This is a genomic window from Bifidobacteriaceae bacterium (genome assembly GCA_031281585.1).
In the GTDB taxonomy this organism is placed as follows: Bacteria; Actinomycetota; Actinomycetes; order Actinomycetales; family WQXJ01; genus JAIRTF01.
In genome coordinates, this window is sequence record JAITFE010000116.1 from 1 (window position 1) to 16,910 (window position 16,910).

14 protein-coding genes are annotated in these 16,910 nt (G+C 68.0%); 5 read left to right on the forward strand and 9 right to left on the reverse strand.

Going from position 1 to position 16,910, the window contains the following annotated elements; genetic code table 11:
- The first annotated feature begins 63 nt into the window (after positions 1-63).
- The 3 genes from LBC97_12510 (at position 64) to LBC97_12520 (ending at position 3,175) form a co-directional block, all read left to right on the forward strand.
- Entirely contained in the window at positions 64-885 is an 822-nt protein-coding gene (locus tag LBC97_12510; protein ID MDR2566848.1) for a SipW-dependent-type signal peptide-containing protein, read from the forward strand.
- A 296-nt stretch (positions 886-1,181) separates the two neighbouring features.
- Entirely contained in the window at positions 1,182-2,318 is a 1,137-nt protein-coding gene (locus tag LBC97_12515) for a signal peptidase I (GenBank protein MDR2566849.1), read from the forward strand.
- The gene (locus LBC97_12520; protein ID MDR2566850.1) at positions 2,315-3,175 is read left to right on the forward strand and encodes a hypothetical protein; all 861 of its coding nucleotides are present in this window, start codon (positions 2,315-2,317) and stop codon (positions 3,173-3,175) included. Before LBC97_12515 ends, LBC97_12520 begins: the two co-directional genes overlap by 4 nt.
- 178 nt (positions 3,176-3,353) lie before the next feature.
- On the opposite strand, the gene LBC97_12525 is transcribed toward LBC97_12520, so the two are convergent.
- Positions 3,354-3,671 carry a type II toxin-antitoxin system PemK/MazF family toxin gene (locus LBC97_12525; protein ID MDR2566851.1) on the reverse strand — a complete coding sequence of 106 codons (318 nt, stop codon included), beginning with the start codon at positions 3,669-3,671 and terminating at the stop codon, positions 3,354-3,356.
- Positions 3,668-3,838: a hypothetical protein gene (locus LBC97_12530; GenBank protein MDR2566852.1), complete on the reverse strand. Its 171-nt coding sequence runs from the start codon at positions 3,836-3,838 to the stop codon at positions 3,668-3,670. Before LBC97_12530 ends, LBC97_12525 begins: the two co-directional genes overlap by 4 nt.
- A 236-nt stretch (positions 3,839-4,074) precedes the next feature.
- On the opposite strand from LBC97_12530, the gene secA reads away from it, so the two are divergent.
- Positions 4,075-7,152, forward strand: coding sequence for a preprotein translocase subunit SecA (gene secA, locus LBC97_12535; protein ID MDR2566853.1), 3,078 nt, complete (start codon positions 4,075-4,077; stop codon positions 7,150-7,152).
- A 35-nt stretch (positions 7,153-7,187) separates the two neighbouring features.
- Here the strand turns inward: secA and LBC97_12540 are convergent, their stop codons facing one another.
- The 7 genes from LBC97_12540 to LBC97_12570 form a co-directional block, all read right to left on the reverse strand.
- A complete protein-coding gene (locus LBC97_12540; GenBank protein MDR2566854.1) occupies positions 7,188-7,997 on the reverse strand; it encodes an HAD-IIB family hydrolase in 810 nt (269 codons plus the stop codon).
- A 65-nt stretch (positions 7,998-8,062) separates the two neighbouring features.
- Positions 8,063-9,121, reverse strand: coding sequence for an alcohol dehydrogenase catalytic domain-containing protein (locus LBC97_12545; GenBank protein MDR2566855.1), 1,059 nt, complete (start codon positions 9,119-9,121; stop codon positions 8,063-8,065).
- On the reverse strand, positions 9,118-10,563 hold the full coding sequence (locus tag LBC97_12550) for a hypothetical protein (GenBank protein MDR2566856.1): 1,446 nt from the start codon (positions 10,561-10,563) through the stop codon (positions 9,118-9,120). The genes LBC97_12545 and LBC97_12550 overlap by 4 nt, the downstream gene beginning before the upstream one ends.
- Before the next feature lie 4 nt (positions 10,564-10,567).
- A complete protein-coding gene (locus LBC97_12555; GenBank protein ID MDR2566857.1) occupies positions 10,568-11,554 on the reverse strand; it encodes an ABC transporter permease in 987 nt (328 codons plus the stop codon).
- Positions 11,551-12,573: a hypothetical protein gene (locus LBC97_12560; GenBank protein ID MDR2566858.1), complete on the reverse strand. Its 1,023-nt coding sequence runs from the start codon at positions 12,571-12,573 to the stop codon at positions 11,551-11,553. Before LBC97_12560 ends, LBC97_12555 begins: the two co-directional genes overlap by 4 nt.
- The gene (locus LBC97_12565) at positions 12,570-14,096 is read right to left on the reverse strand and encodes a sugar ABC transporter ATP-binding protein (GenBank protein MDR2566859.1); all 1,527 of its coding nucleotides are present in this window, start codon (positions 14,094-14,096) and stop codon (positions 12,570-12,572) included. Before LBC97_12565 ends, LBC97_12560 begins: the two co-directional genes overlap by 4 nt.
- A 2-nt stretch (positions 14,097-14,098) precedes the next feature.
- Positions 14,099-15,166, reverse strand: coding sequence for a substrate-binding domain-containing protein (locus tag LBC97_12570; GenBank protein MDR2566860.1), 1,068 nt, complete (start codon positions 15,164-15,166; stop codon positions 14,099-14,101).
- 507 nt (positions 15,167-15,673) lie between these two features.
- On the opposite strand from LBC97_12570, the gene LBC97_12575 reads away from it, so the two are divergent.
- A complete protein-coding gene (locus LBC97_12575; GenBank protein ID MDR2566861.1) occupies positions 15,674-16,792 on the forward strand; it encodes an extracellular solute-binding protein in 1,119 nt (372 codons plus the stop codon).
- Positions 16,793-16,910 lie beyond the last annotated feature (118 nt).

The following is a 16,910-nucleotide window of genomic DNA, read 5'->3' on the forward strand; positions in this document are numbered from 1 at the left end:
TCTTGAGCCGCGCGCCCCCCGAAAGGAAAACCAATGAGAACAGAAGTAACTCGAGCCCGCAGAGTGAAAGGGCTGATCGCCGGCGCCGCCGGTGCCGCGTTGCTGCTCGCTGGCGGCACCTGGGCCCTCTGGTACGACAGTGATGAGGTCATCGGCCAACAACTGTTGGCCGGCAACCTCGACCTGAAGCCGAAGGGAGCCCCGGTGTTGTGGGACATCTCCACGATCACTGGCGTGAACAGCGCGGACCGCACTACCTTCGTCCCCGGTGCCACCCGCGCCCGTGCCGACTGGGACACGGAAATAAGCGGCCTCTACAGCGGCGAGTGGACGACCGAATTCGCAGGCGTTCGGGGCCACGAGGCCGTGGGTGCGAACGCAGGACACTGGACTGCGGTGCCGGGCGACACAGTCTTGCTCGAGCTGCCATACGAGGTGGCGCTGCAAGGCGACAACCTGGTGGCGCAGCTAAAGCTGACACCGAAGGGCACCCTGGTGCTCAACCAGCAGATCATCGACCTGCGTGTGCGAGTCTTTCTCAACACGGGGACTGTCGGCAGCCCATCGTGGAAGAAGGTCAGCGACCTGGCAATTGCCAACACTTTGGGCCTGACGCTCACCGCTGGCACACCCCTGTTGACCCAGTTGCTGCAGGCCGCGAATGAGGATGACGGCACGGATGACGAATACAACAGCCAGGTGATTCCCGTTGTGAACAAGACCACGACGGGAGCCGATGCCAACTTGGTGATTGCCCTGGAGGTGACGTTCGATCCGAAGACCTTCGGTCAGAACGAGGCGAAGCAAACCCTGGTTGACTTCGGCACCAACGGACTGTCTGTTGAACTGGAGCAGACGCGCGATTCGAACATCGGCTGGTTCTGATTCGTTAGCCGAGCGGTAACGGCCTCACGTCTGTTCGGGCCGGTTGGGCGCGCTGGTCCCACGGGGCGGCGCGCCCAACCCGGCCCCACCGGGCCGGGAACTGCCTTGGACGGCGTCCAGCAGGGAACCGGCGGGGGATGGGCGGGTGCGGCGGTCACGGCGGCCGCACCCGCGGCTCACCCAACCGGAGCCGTGCGAAGCGCAACAGGCGGCAGGGGCCGCGACGATCACGAATAGCATTGACCGCCGTCAACCGCGTCACCGCGGCGAGAGGCTCGGGAAGGAGGGAGCAGCCCATGGCTGGGAAGCCGAGACGCAACACCGTCCTTGGCGGCGTTGTGCGCGGATTCACCACTGTGCTTCTGGCGGGCATTGTCGCGATGGCGATCGCCGTCGCGGTTGTGCCAGCCGTCACGCACGGCAAAGCCATGGCGGTGCTGTCCGGCTCCATGGAGCCGACCCTTCACACCGGTGACATGATCGTGGCGGCGGGAGTGAACAACGTGCTTGACGTGAAGATCGGCGACATCATCACGTTCATGCCGGACCCGGGCAGTCCCGAGCTCGTCACCCACCGAGTTATCGGCAAGGGCTTTGAGGGCGAGGACGTGGTTTTCACCACCCAGGGAGACAACAACGATGCCGCCGACCTCGATCCGGTGTACGGCAAGCAGGTGCGCGGCAAGTATCTATTCAAGATCCCCTACCTGGGCTACGTGTCCAACTGGGGCACCCGCCATGCGGCCTGGGCCATCACCGGGTTCGCGGCGATCCTGATCGCGTGGGGGGTGTGGGCGTTCGCCGTTCCCACCCGGCGCGGCCGGGAAGACCAAAACGCAGATGGAAAGCAAGACGAAATGAACGAGGTCTCCCAGGCTTGGGCGAAGTCCCCAGACGCGCCTGAGGTGGTCCACGCGGCGAACGACCAAGTGGCCCCGACCCTTGCGCGGGTTGGCGCGCCCCAAGACGGCGCCAACATCCACACGGGCGGTCCGCCTGACCGCCCCTCCGCCGGGCCATCCGGCGCGGAGCCCATCCCCGCAGCTGCGGTGCCCGCACCGGCTCCGCTCACGCGGGCGGCCCTCAGGCAGGCCCGGACAGGGGCGCCGGCGGCACCAACCCCAGCGGCGAACCCCGCCGCCCTCCCCAGCCAACCCGGCGGGCCCGTGGGACACGAGGTTCGCCGGGCGGCGAGAACCGAAACGGCGCCGAGTGGGGCCGTAGCCGCCGCCATACCGCCGGCTGCCATCCCGGCGAATCCGCCTCAACCACGAGCCTGGCAAAGGCCGGAGGGCGGCGAGCACGCTTGGGGCGTCCGCCGGGAGGCGCCCAGCGAGAGGCTGGCACAGGACAATCGGCAACCGGTCGATAGCGCTCCCGAGTCGGCGATCGACCTCACGACGGTCCTGAGCAGAAGGCGAGGCGACGCATGAGTCGATCGACTTGGTTCGCGCGGAAGCGGTTGGGCGCCATCGGAACGGCTGTGGCCTGCGTGATGGCACTTGGCTTTGGATCCGCCGCCGCCGCAGAAGACGACGAGCACTACGAGGACGCCCTCAACCGCTGGTGGGAGGGCGAAGTCCTGAACGTGCCGTGGGACGGCTCAGACGAATACGAGACGTTCGCCGGCGACAGGTTCACCCATGACGTGATCGCGGTGCCGGGGGACTGGATCCACCGGACCCTCGCCGTCTCCAACAACGGGCCCTGCCCTGGCGTGTTGACCGTGGAGATTCTGAACCCGCAGTCGACTGAGGCCGAGGACACGGTCAACCATGACGACACGTCGGTGACCGAGGGCCGGACCGGTTTCGCGGGCATGTCCGAGGTGCATTGGGACGTGGCGGGGGAGCGGGGGTCAAGCTCCTTCGCGGACCTCACGCACCGGCAGCGACTGGCCGAGGTGCCGATCCTCAAAGACGAAGTCGTGTACGTGAAACTGGCCTACAGCTTCCCGTTCGAAGAGACCGAGGGCAAGCACCTGGGCGGCACGTCGCAGTACCTTGAGTTCGACATTGGGCTGGGCCTGCGCGGCGACTACTGCGACAGGCCGCCCAGGAACCCGACCCCCTCCTACACGATCATCACGCACCGCACTGACAGCCCCAGCCCAAGTCCTACCGACAATGGCTCCGACGGGCCCAAGTCGCCCACGCCCAAACCCCGTGACGACCTTCCGTTCACAGGCGCGAACATCCTGTTTGGCTGCGTCAGCGCGGCGTTCCTGCTGGCCGCCGGCGTGACCGCCACCCTGGGCTCCGCCCGGCGCCGCCGCTCCTCGCAGGAGTAACCCGCAAGTAAATGTAAATGTAAATAAATGGGGACGGTACCTATTTCTGGCGAGCCAGAAATAGGTACCGTCCCCATTTACGCGCTGAAAGCCTTCAGATCCGGGGCCCAGCGCGGCGGGCGGGTTCTGGGAGGCCCTTGCCCCGGCGGCCGCGGCGCACGCCGCACGGGCTACGCGCTCACAGGCCGAGGATGCGGCGCAGGGTGAGCCTTACTTGCGCCATGACCTCGGGCGGCGCCGTGGCCAACCGGCGCGACACCCTGCTCGCGGCCAACGCCCTGATTAGTTCGCACTGAACGTGGCCTGTGGCGGGCAACACGGCATCGAGCTCAACGTGCGTCGCATAGCCGCGCGGGGTGCGGGTGATCGGCAGGACGATGGGCGTGCCGAATTGGTTCAACAAGGTTGGCGAGACGACCAGGGCCGGCCTCCGGAAGCCCGGCTCGTGTCCCAACGGAGAGCCGAAGTCGCAGAGGTGGATGTCGCCTGACCTCACAGGACGTCGTCCCAGGTCTCGGCCGGGTCAAGCCCATCGGCCAGGCCCGAGTCCAAGAGTTCCACGTCGGTCGCGGCCGCGCCACCCGCTGGCATGGTGGCGGCCACCTGGCGCCAAAACTGTCCCTCCTGGGCGGCGTCGAGCGATTCGGAGATGACCGCGGCCATGCTGACACCTCGCTGTCCAGCGAGTGTCGCAAGCCGGTCGCGCAATTCGGCGGGAACCTTGACTGTTGTTGACGGCACGAGTGGGAGTATGCCGATCCGTCTACAGCCCGGACGCGTTGTCTTGGGTGCTTTCCCGGCATTGGTTGTCGGCTGAGGGCTGATCGGCGGCACGGCGCCAGAGCCTGGCCCTAACATTGATCACGGTGAACGCAACCGTTAGAGGGAAAGAGGTCCAAGTGGCCGGTTTGATGGACAAGATGCTCCGCATGGGCGAGGGCCGCACCCTGCGTCGGCTGGAAGGGATAGTCCAGCAGGTAAACGCACTGGAGCCGGTCTTCGAGGCGATGAGTGACGAGGAGTTGAAGGAAGAGACCGGCCGCTTCAAGGAGCGCTACCAGAAGGGCGAGTCCCTGGACGACCTGCTGCCGGATGCTTTCGGGGTGGTGCGGGAGGCCGCGCGGCGGACCCTGGGGCAACGGCACTTCGACGTGCAGATCATGGGCGGCGCGGCGCTTCACCAAGGCAATATCGCGGAAATGAAGACCGGCGAGGGCAAAACCCTGGTGGCGACCCTGCCCGCTTATCTGAACGCCCTGTCCGGGGACGGCGTGCACGTTGTGACGGTCAACGACTACTTGGCGTCCTATCAGAGCGAACTGATGGGCCGGGTGTTCCGGTTTTTGGGGCTGACCACCGGTTGCATCCTGGTGGGGCAGAATCCGGCCGAGCGGCGGCGGGAATACGCCTGCGACATCACCTACGGCACGAACAACGAGTTCGGGTTCGACTACCTGCGGGACAACATGGCCTGGAAGTCCTCTGACCTGGTGCAACGCGGCCACAACTTTGTGATTGTGGACGAGGTCGACTCGATCCTGATTGACGAGGCGAGGACGCCGCTGATCATTTCCGGCCCCGCCCAGGGCGACATCAACAAGTGGTACGCGGAATTCGCCGGCGTGGCGCGGCGGCTCAAGCGTGAGACCGACTATGAGGTGGATGAAAAGAAACGCACCGTGGGCGTCCTCGAGGCCGGAATTGAGAAGGTCGAGGATTATCTGGGCATTGAGAACCTTTACGAATCGGTCAACACGCCGCTGATCGGATTCCTCAACAACGCCATCAAGGCCAAGGAATTGTTCCACCGGGACAAGGACTACGTGGTCCTCCAGGGCGAGGTCCTAATTGTGGACGAGCACACTGGGCGCGTCCTGCCGGGCCGGCGCTACTCGGAGGGCATGCACCAGTCGATTGAGGCCAAAGAGGGCGTCGAGATCAAAGCCGAGAACCAAACTCTGGCGACCATCACGCTGCAGAACTACTTCCGGCTCTATAAGAAGCTGTCCGGCATGACCGGCACGGCTGAGACGGAGGCGGCCGAGTTCGCCTCGACTTACAAGATTGGCGTGGTGCCCATCCCGACCAATATGCCGATGGTCCGGGAGGACAGGTCGGACCTGGTCTACAAAGGCGAGGACGGCAAATGGACCGCGGTGGTGGAGGACCTGGTGGAACGCCACCGGCGGGGGCAGCCGGTGCTGGTCGGCACCGTCTCCGTGGAAAAGTCGGAGTACCTGTCGAAGCTGCTGAAGAAGCAGGGCGTGCCGCATGAGGTGTTGAACGCGAAGCAGCACCGCCGCGAGGCGGCGATCATCGCGGAGGCGGGCCGCAAGGGCGCGGTCACGGTGGCCACGAACATGGCCGGGCGCGGCACCGACATCATGTTGGGCGGCAACGCCGAATTCCGGGCGGTCCAGGCGCTGGCCAAGCAAGGGCTGGATCCGGAGGAGAACCCGGTCGAATACGAGGCGGCCTGGCCGGCCGCGTTGGCTGAGGCAAAGGAGTCGGTGGCGGCGGAGCATGACGAGGTGGTGGCCTTGGGCGGCCTGTACGTCCTGGGCACCGAGCGTCACGAGTCCCGGCGGATCGACAACCAGTTGCGCGGCCGTTCCGGTCGCCAGGGCGACCCGGGCGAGTCTCGTTTCTACCTCTCGCTGGAAGACGACCTGATGCGCCGGTTCAACTCGCAGTTGACCGAGCGGGTCATGTCGATGACCGGTTTCCCGGACGACTTGCCCTTGGAGTCGAAGCTGGTGACCAGGGGGATCGCGTCCGCACAGGGCCAGGTCGAGTCGACCAACTTCGAGATCCGCAAGAACGTGCTGAAGTATGACGACGTCATGAACCGCCAGCGCACCGTGGTCTACGAGGTGCGCCGCGCGATCCTCCACGGCGAGGACATGGAGGGCCGGATCGAGGGCTTCCTGGACGACGTGGTGCGGTCCTTTGTCGAGGAGGCCACCGCCGCGGACGCCCCGGAGGATTGGGACCTGGACAAGCTTTGGGCGCAGCTCAAGGCGGTGTTCCCGGCCACCGTCACCCCTGACGACCTGATCGCGGAGGTGGGCTCCAGGCGGGCGCTGACGCAGGACCTGCTGCTGCGGGAGCTCTCGGCCGACATCCACCTCGCCTACCAGACCCGCGAAGCCCAACTGGGGGAGCAGGTCATGCGGGAGCTCGAGCGCCGAGTCCTGCTGGCTGTCCTGGACCGCAAATGGCGCGAGCATCTTTACGAGATGGACTACCTGAAGGAGGGCATTGGCCTGCGCGCCATGGCCCAGCGCGACCCGCTGGTTGAGTACCAACGCGAGGGTTACCACATGTTCCAGGCGATGAACGAATCCATCAAGGAGGAAACGGTCGGCTACCTGTTCAACCTTGAGGTTCAGGTTGAGGGTTCCGATGCCGCGCAGTCGCCCGCCGCCGAACGTCCCGCCGCCGACGGGGATGAGTCGGAAGACGCCACCATCACCGCCGGGGCGGCGCCATCCGGCGAGGTCTCGGTCACGGCCGGGGGAACCGGCCGGGGACGGCGCGCGGCGGCGTCCGGCGGTTCGGGGGCCGGCGCCAAAGCGGGTTCGGGCTCCAAGGGGAGTTCTGGGCCGGGCCGGGGCTCCGGCGGTTCGACGCCCGCGAAGTCGCCGGGCGGGTCCAAGCCGGCGGCCAAACAGGACGCGGGAGGCAAATCGGGGTCCAGGGCCGCCGACTCGCCGCCGCCCGCCGCCAAACCCGCCGAAGCCACACGCCTGGTGGCCAAGGGCCTGGAAGGCCCCGGCGAGGACGCGAACGCCTTCCAGTACTCGGCCCCTTCGGAAGACGGCGGGGACGAACCGGTGGTGCGGCGGACCGGCAAGGGCGGCGCCGCGACCGCGACCAAACCGGCGCAACGGGCCTACCCCGGCACCGGCCGCAACAAGCCCTGCCCCTGCGGGAGCGGCAAGAAGTACAAGATGTGCCACGGCAAGGAGGACTGACGGCGGCCCTTCCTGCGGCCGTTGTCATGTGACCGTCAAAGGGCGGGCGAGTCGGGGACGCCCAAGTCGAAACCGTTGTTGAGGAAGCGCGCGACGGCATCGTCGCCGTTGTGGCCAATGACCAAGTCGGCACCGGCCCTGACCGAGGGGGTGGCGTTGGCGGGGGCCACGCCCAAGCCCGCCAACGTCAGCGAGGCCAAGTCGGTTTCGGCGTCCCCAAAGGCGATGGTCTGGGCGGGGTCCACGCCCAGGTGCTTGAGCAGCCACGCCAGCGTCAAATCCTTGCGGGCGGTCGGGGCGGTGGCCTCGATGAAATGGGAGAGGGAACGCTGAACCAACGGGTAGGCGGACAGGTCGAGGTTATCCAGGACCTGGGGCGCGGCGGCCATCAGGACTTTGATCACGCCCGCGGCGGGCCACTCGGCGCGGGGCGCCAACTCGACGGGGTATTCGCCGACCAACGCCATCAACTCGGTGATCAGCCCCGGCCCGGCGGTTATCAGCCGGTCGGCGGTCCAGATCATGGCGTCAAGGTCCGCCTGGTCGGCCAACGTCAGGTAGTGCTCCAGGGTGGAGGGCTCCAACTCGACCACCTTCAGGCGGCGGCCCGTCGGGTCCGCCACGACGGCGCCGTTGGCGCTCACCACCGGCGTCCCCGTGCCCATGGCGCGCGCCAACCGCAGGGCGTTGTCGGCGCTGCGCCCGGTCGAGATGACGACTCTCACGCCGGTGGCGGCCAGGCGGCGAACCGTCTCCTGGGCAAACCGGCTGACCTGATGGTCCGCCCCGGCCAGGGTGCCGTCCAAATCCAACACCACGGCGCGGAAACCGCTCAGCTCTGCCACGACGAACCAGTCTATTCAAGCGGTCCGGCCCCATCCCACCCGGCTGCTCGCCCAGCCAAGCCCGGCTAGCCCAGCTCGGTTGGTGGGTAGAGGACAATCTTGAGTGATTCGTCAGCCGCCTGGAGGAGTCGGAAAGCCTCCGGCAACTGCGACAAGGGGAAGTGGTGGGTGATGGCGGGCGACGGGTCTACCCGCCCCGCCTCGAGCAGGCGCAAGTACTGGAAGGTGTCGCGGTGGTCGGCCGAGTACTTCGACGTGATGGCGACCTCGGAGAAGTAGGCCTCAGCGGCGTCCTGCCCCCACGTGTCGCCTGGGCGCCCCGGCGCCGCCAAATGGATCGTTCCGCCCGCTTCGACCAGGCTTCTGGCCTGCGCGAACACCGCCGCCGCCGGGACGGCGGCGACCACCACGTCCGCAAGGCGGCCGCCGTTCGCGGCGCGCACCTGAGCGGGCACATCGCCGCCCGCGTTGATCGCTTGGCTGGCGCCCAGAGCGAGGGCCTTGCCGCGGCGCCAGGCCGAATAGTCGCTGACCAGCACGCGGCCGGCGCCGAACAGCGGTGCCATGTGCGCGAAGCCCAAGCCCATGAAGCCGCCTCCCAGGACCAACACGGTGTCGCCGGGCTGGATCCCGCAGGTTTTCAGCCCGCCCAGCACGCAGGACCAGGGTTCGATCGTCGTGGCCACGTCGTCGGGGATAGACGGGGGCACCAGGCGGGTGTCAGTCGCCAGGTGGGCGGCGCTGACCCGCGCGTAGCTGGCCATGGCGCCCGGGTCGAGCCTGGTCGAACGGTAGGCCGGGTCAATGGTGAAGTGGCCCCGCAGGGCTTGAGGGGACCGCAGGGACCCGACGTGGTGGTTGACGAACACGCGGTCCCCGACCGCGACCCCGCTCGCCGTCGGCCCTACCGCCGCCACGACCCCGACCGCCTCGTGGCCCAGCACCTTGCCGCCCGGCCGGGCCGAGTACCAGTCCATCGCCTCGCCCGCGCACAGGGCGGTGGCGGTGATGCGGATAAGGGCCTCATCCGGGCCGGGCCGGGGCACCGGGCGGGTCTCCAACCGGATGTCGCGGGGCCCGTGGTAAACGCCGACCAATTGGGTGGCGGGAATGGATGAGGTCATGACCAGTCCTTCCAGATGGGCTTGAACGCCTCGATGAGCGACAGGTAGCGCTGGTAGCGTTCCTCCAGCCCGGACCGGGACGCTCCCGGCGCCCCGCGAGGTGGTTCGACCAGGGCTGGCGCCACCCCGGCCGCCGCCAAGCCGTGGCCGGGCACCAGCGCGGCCGCCCCCCGGCAGGCGATGAACGGGTCGGCGTCCACGGCGATGGCCCGGTTGAGCACCCGCGCCACCAGTTCGCACCAGCGCGGGTCGCTGGCGCCGCCGCCGGTGAGCGTCAAACGCCCGGTGGGCCCCGCCGCCTCCAAACAGTGGCGCAACGCGAAACACAGCGATTCGACCAGCGCCCGCCCCAGTTCGCCGCGCCCCGTCTGCGGCGTCAGGCCCGCGAACAGCCCCGTCGCCGTGGGCGCCAGGAACGGAACCCGCTCCCCGTACAGGAAGGGCAGCGCCAATTCCGGCCCGTCTGGGGCCGCGGCCGCCACCTCGCCCCAAAACGCGTCATAGCGGTCCGCGCCCGCAAATCCGTGCAGCCGCAAGAACCAGTCCAGCACCGTCCCGCCCGAACTTGACCCCAACACCCGCAGGAACAGGTCCGGCTTGGGCCAGGACACGGTCGCGCCGACCGGCTCGCCGGGCGGCACCGGCGCCGTCGCCAAAGGCGTGACCGCGCTGGTCGATCCGAGGACCGCCACTGCGTCGCCGGGCCCGCCAAGCCCCGCGGCGAGCGCCGTGGCGACCACGTCGATCACCCCCAGGTAGACCGGCGTGGCCTGCGCCAGCCCCGTCGCGCGGGCCGCCGCCGGGGTCAGCGGGCCGAGGAGCGTGCCGGGCTCCAACGGATCCGGCAGGCGCCCGGCCAGTTCGGGCGTGCCCAGCCGTTCGAACGCCGCCGGATCGTATTGCCTGGTCAGCGGGTCCAGATAGGGAATGGTGGCATCCGTCACATCCGTCGCGACCACGCCCGTCAGCCGGTAGTTGATCCAGTCCTTCGCCCAGAAGACCGTTTCCGTCTCCCGCGCCCGGTCCGGGTCCGTTCGCCGCAGGTGGTGCCACAGCGCCGCCGTCGTCCCCGCCCACAGCACCGTCCCGGTGGCCCGGAAATGGCGTCCGATGCCGTCCGCCGCCTCCCAGCCCGCCACCGCCGCCGCTCCGGCCGTCGAGTTCCATTGGAATGCGGGCCCGCTCGGGGCCCGGCCGCCGGGGCCGAGCGTCCACAGCCCGTCGCCCTGCCCCGTCACCACCACCGCATCGATCGGGGAGGGCGAGGCGGCCCCCGCGCGGGCGATCAGCCCGGCCGTCGCCTCCCACAGGTGTTCTTGGTCTTGGGTGGCGGGCCCCGGTCCGGACGGGACGGGCGCGGAAAACTGAAGCCGGGCGGCATCGGCGGCAATGACGGCCGCCTTTAGGACCGAGGAGCCCACGTCCAGGGCTAGAACGGCCACCGGCTCACCCCGCTTCCAACGTGGCCGGGCGGAGCGCGCGCCCGCCGGCGCCGAAGGCTCCGCGCGCCAGGCCGAACGAGGCGGCCAAGGCGACCACCAGCACAATTCCGCGAACCAAAACTTTGACGTTGAAGTCCAGACCGGCCAGGTCCAGGCCGTTCGAGAGGGTCGCCAGGAAGACCACGGCGGCGAGCGATCCGGGCACGGACGCGCGGCCGGCGCGGGACAGGGCGGCCCCGAGGAAGACGGCGGCGATCGCATCGGTTTGATAGGCGAAGCCGGCCAGGGGCGTGAAGATGCGCAACTGGGCGGTCAGGATGGCGCCGGCCAGGGCGCACAGCCCGGCCGCGACAACGTAGGTCAACGCGGTGTAGGCGCCAACCCGGATGCCGATGTGCCGGGCCGCCTCCGGTTGCAGGCCGATCGCCTCAATGCGGCGGCCGTGGCTGGTCTTGGTCAAGAAGAACCACAAAGCCACCGCCAGGGCCAGGCCTATCGCCACCTTGACCGGCACCCCCGCCACCGAGCCCACGCCGAACTGGTGGAAGGCGTCCGGCGCCTGACGGAAATTGACCGTGGCGCCGCCGTTGGTGCCGGCCTGCTGGACCGACCGGCCCACAAAGTAGACGCCCAGGGTGGCCAGGAAGGGCGAGACGCCGGCCTTGGCGATCAGCAGCCCGTTCAGAGCGCCCACGGCCAGCGTCACGGCGACCGCGGTCAGGATGGCCGGCCCCCAGCCGAGGTGCCAATCCACCATGGCGATGATGACGAACCAGGCGCCAAAGTCGAGCGACACGCCGACGGACAGGTCAATGCCGCCGGACGCCACCACCGCGGTCATGGCGAGCGTGACAATCAAGAGCACCACACAGCCGGTGGCAATGTTGAGGAGGTTCGAAGCGTGCCAGAACGCGTCCGAGCGCCACGTGAACACCGCCACCATCAGCGCGAACGCGGCCGCGAAGCCAAGCTGCGCGGAGGTCGGCCTCACCGGGACCTCCGCGCCGTGATCGAGGAGACCGCGACCACCGTCAAGATGAGGGCGCCTTTGAAACCGTAGACCCAGGAGTTGTCCACCCTCGACAGGACCAGGGCGTTCGTGAGGAGCGCCACCAGCAGCGCCGCCACCAGGGCGCCGGGCGGGGTGGCGACCCCCCGCCGCGAGAAGACCGGCGAGAGGTAGCCCGCCAGGACCATGTCGACCAGGAGCCGTTCCTCCGTGCCCGGCGAGAAGCCCGAGCCGCGGGCGGCCAGCAACAGTCCGTCAAAACCCGCCGTCAGCGAGGCTATGACGAAGGCGGCGGCCAGGTAGCGGTTCGGGTTGAGCCCCGCCGTGACCGCCGCCGAACGGCCCGCGCCCGCCGCGCGCAGGTGTGCCCCGAAGGCCGTGCGCTGCACCGCCAGCCAGAGCACCGCCATCAACGCCAGCGCCAGCACGGCGGCCAGCGGCAAGCCCAGGAGTTGGCCGTCGCGGATCGCCGCGATCACGGGCTGCGGGGTGTCGGTCCGGCGGTTCTTGGTCACCACCCTGATCAGGCCGCTGATCACAACGAGGCTGGCCAGGGTGGCCAGGATGGGCGTCATACCGACTATCACGACCAGTCCGGCGTTGACCAAGCCCAGACCCAACGCCACCGCGCCAACCAGCGCAAGCGCCACGCCAAAGCTGAGGCCGCGTTCGGTCATGGCCTTGGCCAGAATGGCGGTGGACAAGGTGGCCGTGGCCGCCAGAGACAGGTCTATGCCGCCGCTCACCACATCGTCGCCCCCGGCCGCGATCACCAGGACCAAGCCCATCGCCACCACGGCGATGGGCGCGGCCTGGGTGATCGAGGCCTGCAGGTTGGCGAGCCCCAAGATGGCGGGAGTGCGCACGGCCAGGACCACCAGGACCGCGACGGCGACCACCACGGGGGCGGCTCGAACCAACCCCTGTCCGGCGCGGCCGAACCAGGCGATCCGGCTGGCCCTTCCGCCTCTAGCGGGCGAGGGCCTCAACTCCAGGGTCATGGCGCCACCGGCTCCGCCCCGGTGGTCAGGGCCGCCAACTCGTCCTGGCTGGAGGCGGCCGTGGCGACTTCGGCCACCACTTCGCCGCGCCTGAGCACCAGAACCCGGTGGGTCAGGCCGGCCAACTCCTGGGTGTCATTCGAGGACAGCACCACGGCGGTGCCGCCGGCGGCCAGTTCGGCGATCAACCGGTAGATTTCAGCCTTCGCGCCCACGTCGACCCCGACCGTCGGCTCCTCCAGAATGAGCACGGGCGCGTCCGCCGCGATCCAGCGTCCCAGGACCAGTTTTTGCTGGTTGCCGCCTGAGAGCAGGCCCGCCGCCAGACGGGGTTGGGCCGGGCGGATGTCCAAGCGCTCAATCATCCGGGCGGCGTTGGCCTTGACCCGTCCGGGGATGATCACCCCGAACCGGTTGAGCCGCCTGAGGGTGCCCAACGCCAGGTTGGCGGAAACCGACAGCCTCAAAACCACGCCCGATTGGCGGCGGTCGCGGGGCACCAACGCGAGTCCCGCCCGCACCGGGGCGGCGCTGCCGCGCAGCCGCAGGCGCCGGCCTGCCGCCCTGACCTCACCCGAATCGGGTGGGCGCAACCCCATCACCGAGTCGATCAACGGGTGGCGACCCGATCCGAGCAGGCCCGCCAGGCCGACTATCTCGCCTGGCAGCACTGTGAAAGACACGTCCTTGAAGCGGCGGCGGGCCGTCAGGCGGATCACCTCCAGAGCCGGCTTGGCCCCCGCCGCAGGCGGCGCCAAGGACGGGAAAAGCTGGTCGACTCGCTGGCCGATCATCAACTCGACCATTTCCTCCACCGGAGTGCCGGCCACGTCGTTTACCACCCCGGCGACCTGGCCCTCCCGCAGCACGGTGACGCGATGGCAGAGTTGCCGGATCTCGCCCAGGTAGTGCGAGACGTACAGGCAGGCCACGCCGTGTTCGGACAGGCGGCGCACGGCGGCGAACAGCCGCTCCGTCTCGGTGGCGGCGAGCGGCGCCGTCGGCTCGTCCAAGACCAGGAGGCGGGCCTGGCCGTCAATCAGCGCGCGGGCGATCTGAACCAGCTTGCGCTCGGCGGGGCCAAGCGAACGGATCAGCGCCTGGCCCGGCAGATCGGCGCCCAGATACTCGGCGATGAACGCCTGAGCCCGGCGGGCCATGGCGCGCGTCGCCAGGAACGGGCCGGCGCTTGCCTCCTGGCCAAGGAAGACCGTCTCCGCGACCGTCAGCGTCTCCGGCAGGTCGACTTCTTGGTGCACAAACCTGATCCCATGCGCGGCCACCACGGCGGGGGTCAGCTTGGTCAGCTCCCGGCCGTCCACCCAAATGGAACCCGCATCCTGGCGGTAAATGCCCGCCAGGATGCGGATCAGGGTCGACTTGCCGGCGCCGTTCTCGCCGATCAGCCCGTGGATTTCGCCCGGCGCCAGGGTGATCCCGGCCTGATCCAACGCCAATACGCCGGCGAATCGCTTGACCAGCCGTTCCGCGCGCAAGAGCGGGACCGGGCCTGCCGGGGCCACGGTCAGCCCAGGTCGCCGTAGCCGAGCTGCTTGTAGACCTCTTTGGCGCCGGTCACGCCCGCGGCGGGGAACGTCTCCACGAAGGAATCCTTCTCAACCGTCTCGCCGGCGAAGTGGCGGGCCACGTTTTGGGCGGCGATCGTCCCGATCTGGCGCGGCTGCTGGGCTACGTTGCCCACAAACGGGCTGCCCTCCTCGGCCTGGATGGTGAGAGTGTCCGGGCCCGCGTCGAATGCGGTCACCACCACGTCCGTCCGCCCGGACTCCTCAATCGCCTGGACCACGCCAATGGCGGGCTGGTCCCAGCAGGCGACGTGGATCAAGTCGATGGTCCCCTCCGGGTGGGACTCCAAGAAGTTGAGGGTTTGCTGCCGCGCGTCCTCAGCCGGGTTGGAGAACTGCTCGGCCAGTTCGGGGGTCAGGATCTCAACGCCGGGCAGTTGCTCGGTGAGCACCTTCTTCCAGTTGTTGTAACGGTCGCCGCAGTAGGTCAACGACTCGGAGAAGGCGTTGAACACCGCCACTTTGGCGTTCTCCTTGCCGTTTTCCTTCAGGTAGTCCACGGCGATCTGGCCGGCCTGTTCGCCGCCGATCACCGAGTCGGATTGCGCGTTGTTGACCACGTACTCAGACGCGTGGTCCACCCCGAAAACCGGAATGCCCGCCTCGGTCAGGGCCTTGAGCTTGGGTTCGACCGCCTCGTCGCCCAAGATCGTGATAACCGCGTCCACGCCGGCGGTCAAGAAGGTGTCGTGGTTCTCCGCGTGAACAGTCTGGTCGCGGGCCGCGTCAGTCGTGATGACCTTGCCGCCCAGGCGTTCCACCTCCGACACGGCGCCCTCGAAGGCCTCCTGATCCCAAAAATGCTGGGTTCCCACCACGGCCACGCCAATGGTTTTCCCCTCCAAGCTCAGCCCCGCCTCAGCGCTGGGCTGGGTCTGGGACGGGCTCTTCGACGCGGTCCCGCCCGTGTTTTCGTCTTCAACGCCGGCGCACGCGCCGGTGGCCAGCAACACGGCTGCGGCCCCCGCGAGGACCCCGATCCGGACAGAGTTAGTTTTGGGCGCCATGGCCTTACACCTTTCGATTTTGTGGGTGGGGCCAGGGGAGGCCCCCGGAAACGCATGAGATGCTGGCACAAGTTGGCGCGCTGACTGAATGGCGGAGTGACCTTTTGGGACATTGTAAAGGGGCCCGTCCTTGCCCGGCTGTGCCCGTGAGCACGGGTGAGCTGCCCGCGCCGGGCTCGACATCGCGGCTCGGGGTTGCCCGGCTTCCACCCGAAGCGAAGCGTGCCTGGGTGATGGATTCCGGGTCTTTCGGCGATGGCAGCGGGTCCCCTCGGCCATGCAGCACTGCCTGACACGCCGCGACAGCCCCGGAGACTCGGCAATTTGGCAACGAGATTCGAGGAGTTGCGGCGGTGCCGCAACTGAACTGCCGCGAATCTGATTCCTGCGGGAAAACCTGAGTAAACATATAGGAAACACTGTCACCTTAGCGTTTCGTGTGACGGCGAGGGTTTCCGCCCTCCGGCGTCCCCCTGCTTCGCTCCAAAAAGAAAGGCCAGTCGGCTCATGCGCAACACCACCAAAACGCTCATCTCGGTTGCGGCCGCCGCGACCCTGGTCGCCGCTCTTGCCGCTTGCGGTGGAACGGAGGCCGCGAATCCTTCTGCCAATCCGTCTGGTAGTGGTGGTGGCGATGCCGCCGCGACTACCTGGACGGGCACAGGGAACGTCACTTTTGCGAATTTCGGCGGCAGCGGGTCAGACGCGCAGCGGGCCGCCTGGTTTGACCCATTCGAGGAGGCCACCGGAGTCGAGGTGATCACCGATGACCCGGTCTCCTTCACCAGGATTATGGAAATGGTCGATGCCCAGGCCGTTGTGTGGGACATCGCTCAAGGCAACATCTCGCGCGGGGCGGTTGACAATCCCTACCTCGACTTCATCGATTGTGACATCGTGGATTGCGCCGCTTTCGACGATGCCGCGTTCCCTGCCTATCCGCAAGCAGTTCCGCTCTACACCTTGGCCAGCGTGTTGACCTACAACACCGATACTTTTCAGGAAGGCGACTTGACGGGGCTGCGAGACTTCTTCGACCCATCGATAGAGGGACTCCGCGACATTCGCACCTTCGAGTCCAACGGTTGGGCTGGCTTCATCGAGGCGGCCCTCATCACAGACGGCGTCCCAAGGGATGAGTTGTACCCACTTGACGTTGATCGCGCATTGAAGGTGTTCGAGCGGGTCAAAGACGACATCGTCTTGTTCCAGGATGGGGACCAGTGTGTCAACGACGTGATCTCGGGTGAAGCGATCATGGGAATCTGCGAGAACGGTCGTGCCGGGCTGTTCGCGGTAGACGGCTACCCGGTTGGAGTGGCGTGGGCCCTCCAGGCCCAAGAATGCGACTACATCTACATTCCCAAAGGCGCTCCCAATATTGAGTCGGCGCAGCATTTGATCGCGTACATCGTTGACAACGAGGGGGCAATTGGGAACCACGTCGCCTACGGTGCCGCCAACCCCAAGGCGCGGGGCCTGGATGCCACGTCGAAATGGATCGACTTCTTGCCCACTGAGCATGAGTTGACCGGGGATGATTCCCCGATTTTCGTCGACCTCGCATGGTGGGGCGAAAACCGACCCCAGGTGATCGAGAAGATCTCGGAATGGATGGCCGGATGAGGCCGTGAGCGCGGCCTAGACAGTCGAGACCCCGATGAACACCGCCACCGAGCCGATCAGCGGCTCCCTTCCAGCTCCCGCACCTCCGGCAACGGGTACCCGCCCTTCTCAGGGACCA

Excerpts from the sequence above, each read along its gene's own strand:
- LBC97_12530 (MDR2566852.1), bottom strand. The coding sequence starts at position 3,838 with ATGGCCGCGGTCATCTCCGAATCGCTCGACGCCGCCCAGGAGGGACAG.
- LBC97_12560 (MDR2566858.1), bottom strand. The coding sequence starts at position 12,573 with ATGACCCTGGAGTTGAGGCCCTCGCCCGCTAGAGGCGGAAGGGCCAGC.
- LBC97_12545 (MDR2566855.1), bottom strand. The coding sequence starts at position 9,121 with ATGACCTCATCCATTCCCGCCACCCAATTGGTCGGCGTTTACCACGGG.
- LBC97_12520 (MDR2566850.1), top strand. The coding sequence starts at position 2,315 with ATGAGTCGATCGACTTGGTTCGCGCGGAAGCGGTTGGGCGCCATCGGA.
- LBC97_12575 (MDR2566861.1), top strand. The coding sequence starts at position 15,674 with ATGCGCAACACCACCAAAACGCTCATCTCGGTTGCGGCCGCCGCGACC.
- LBC97_12515 (MDR2566849.1), top strand. The coding sequence starts at position 1,182 with ATGGCTGGGAAGCCGAGACGCAACACCGTCCTTGGCGGCGTTGTGCGC.
- LBC97_12570 (MDR2566860.1), bottom strand. The coding sequence starts at position 15,166 with ATGGCGCCCAAAACTAACTCTGTCCGGATCGGGGTCCTCGCGGGGGCC.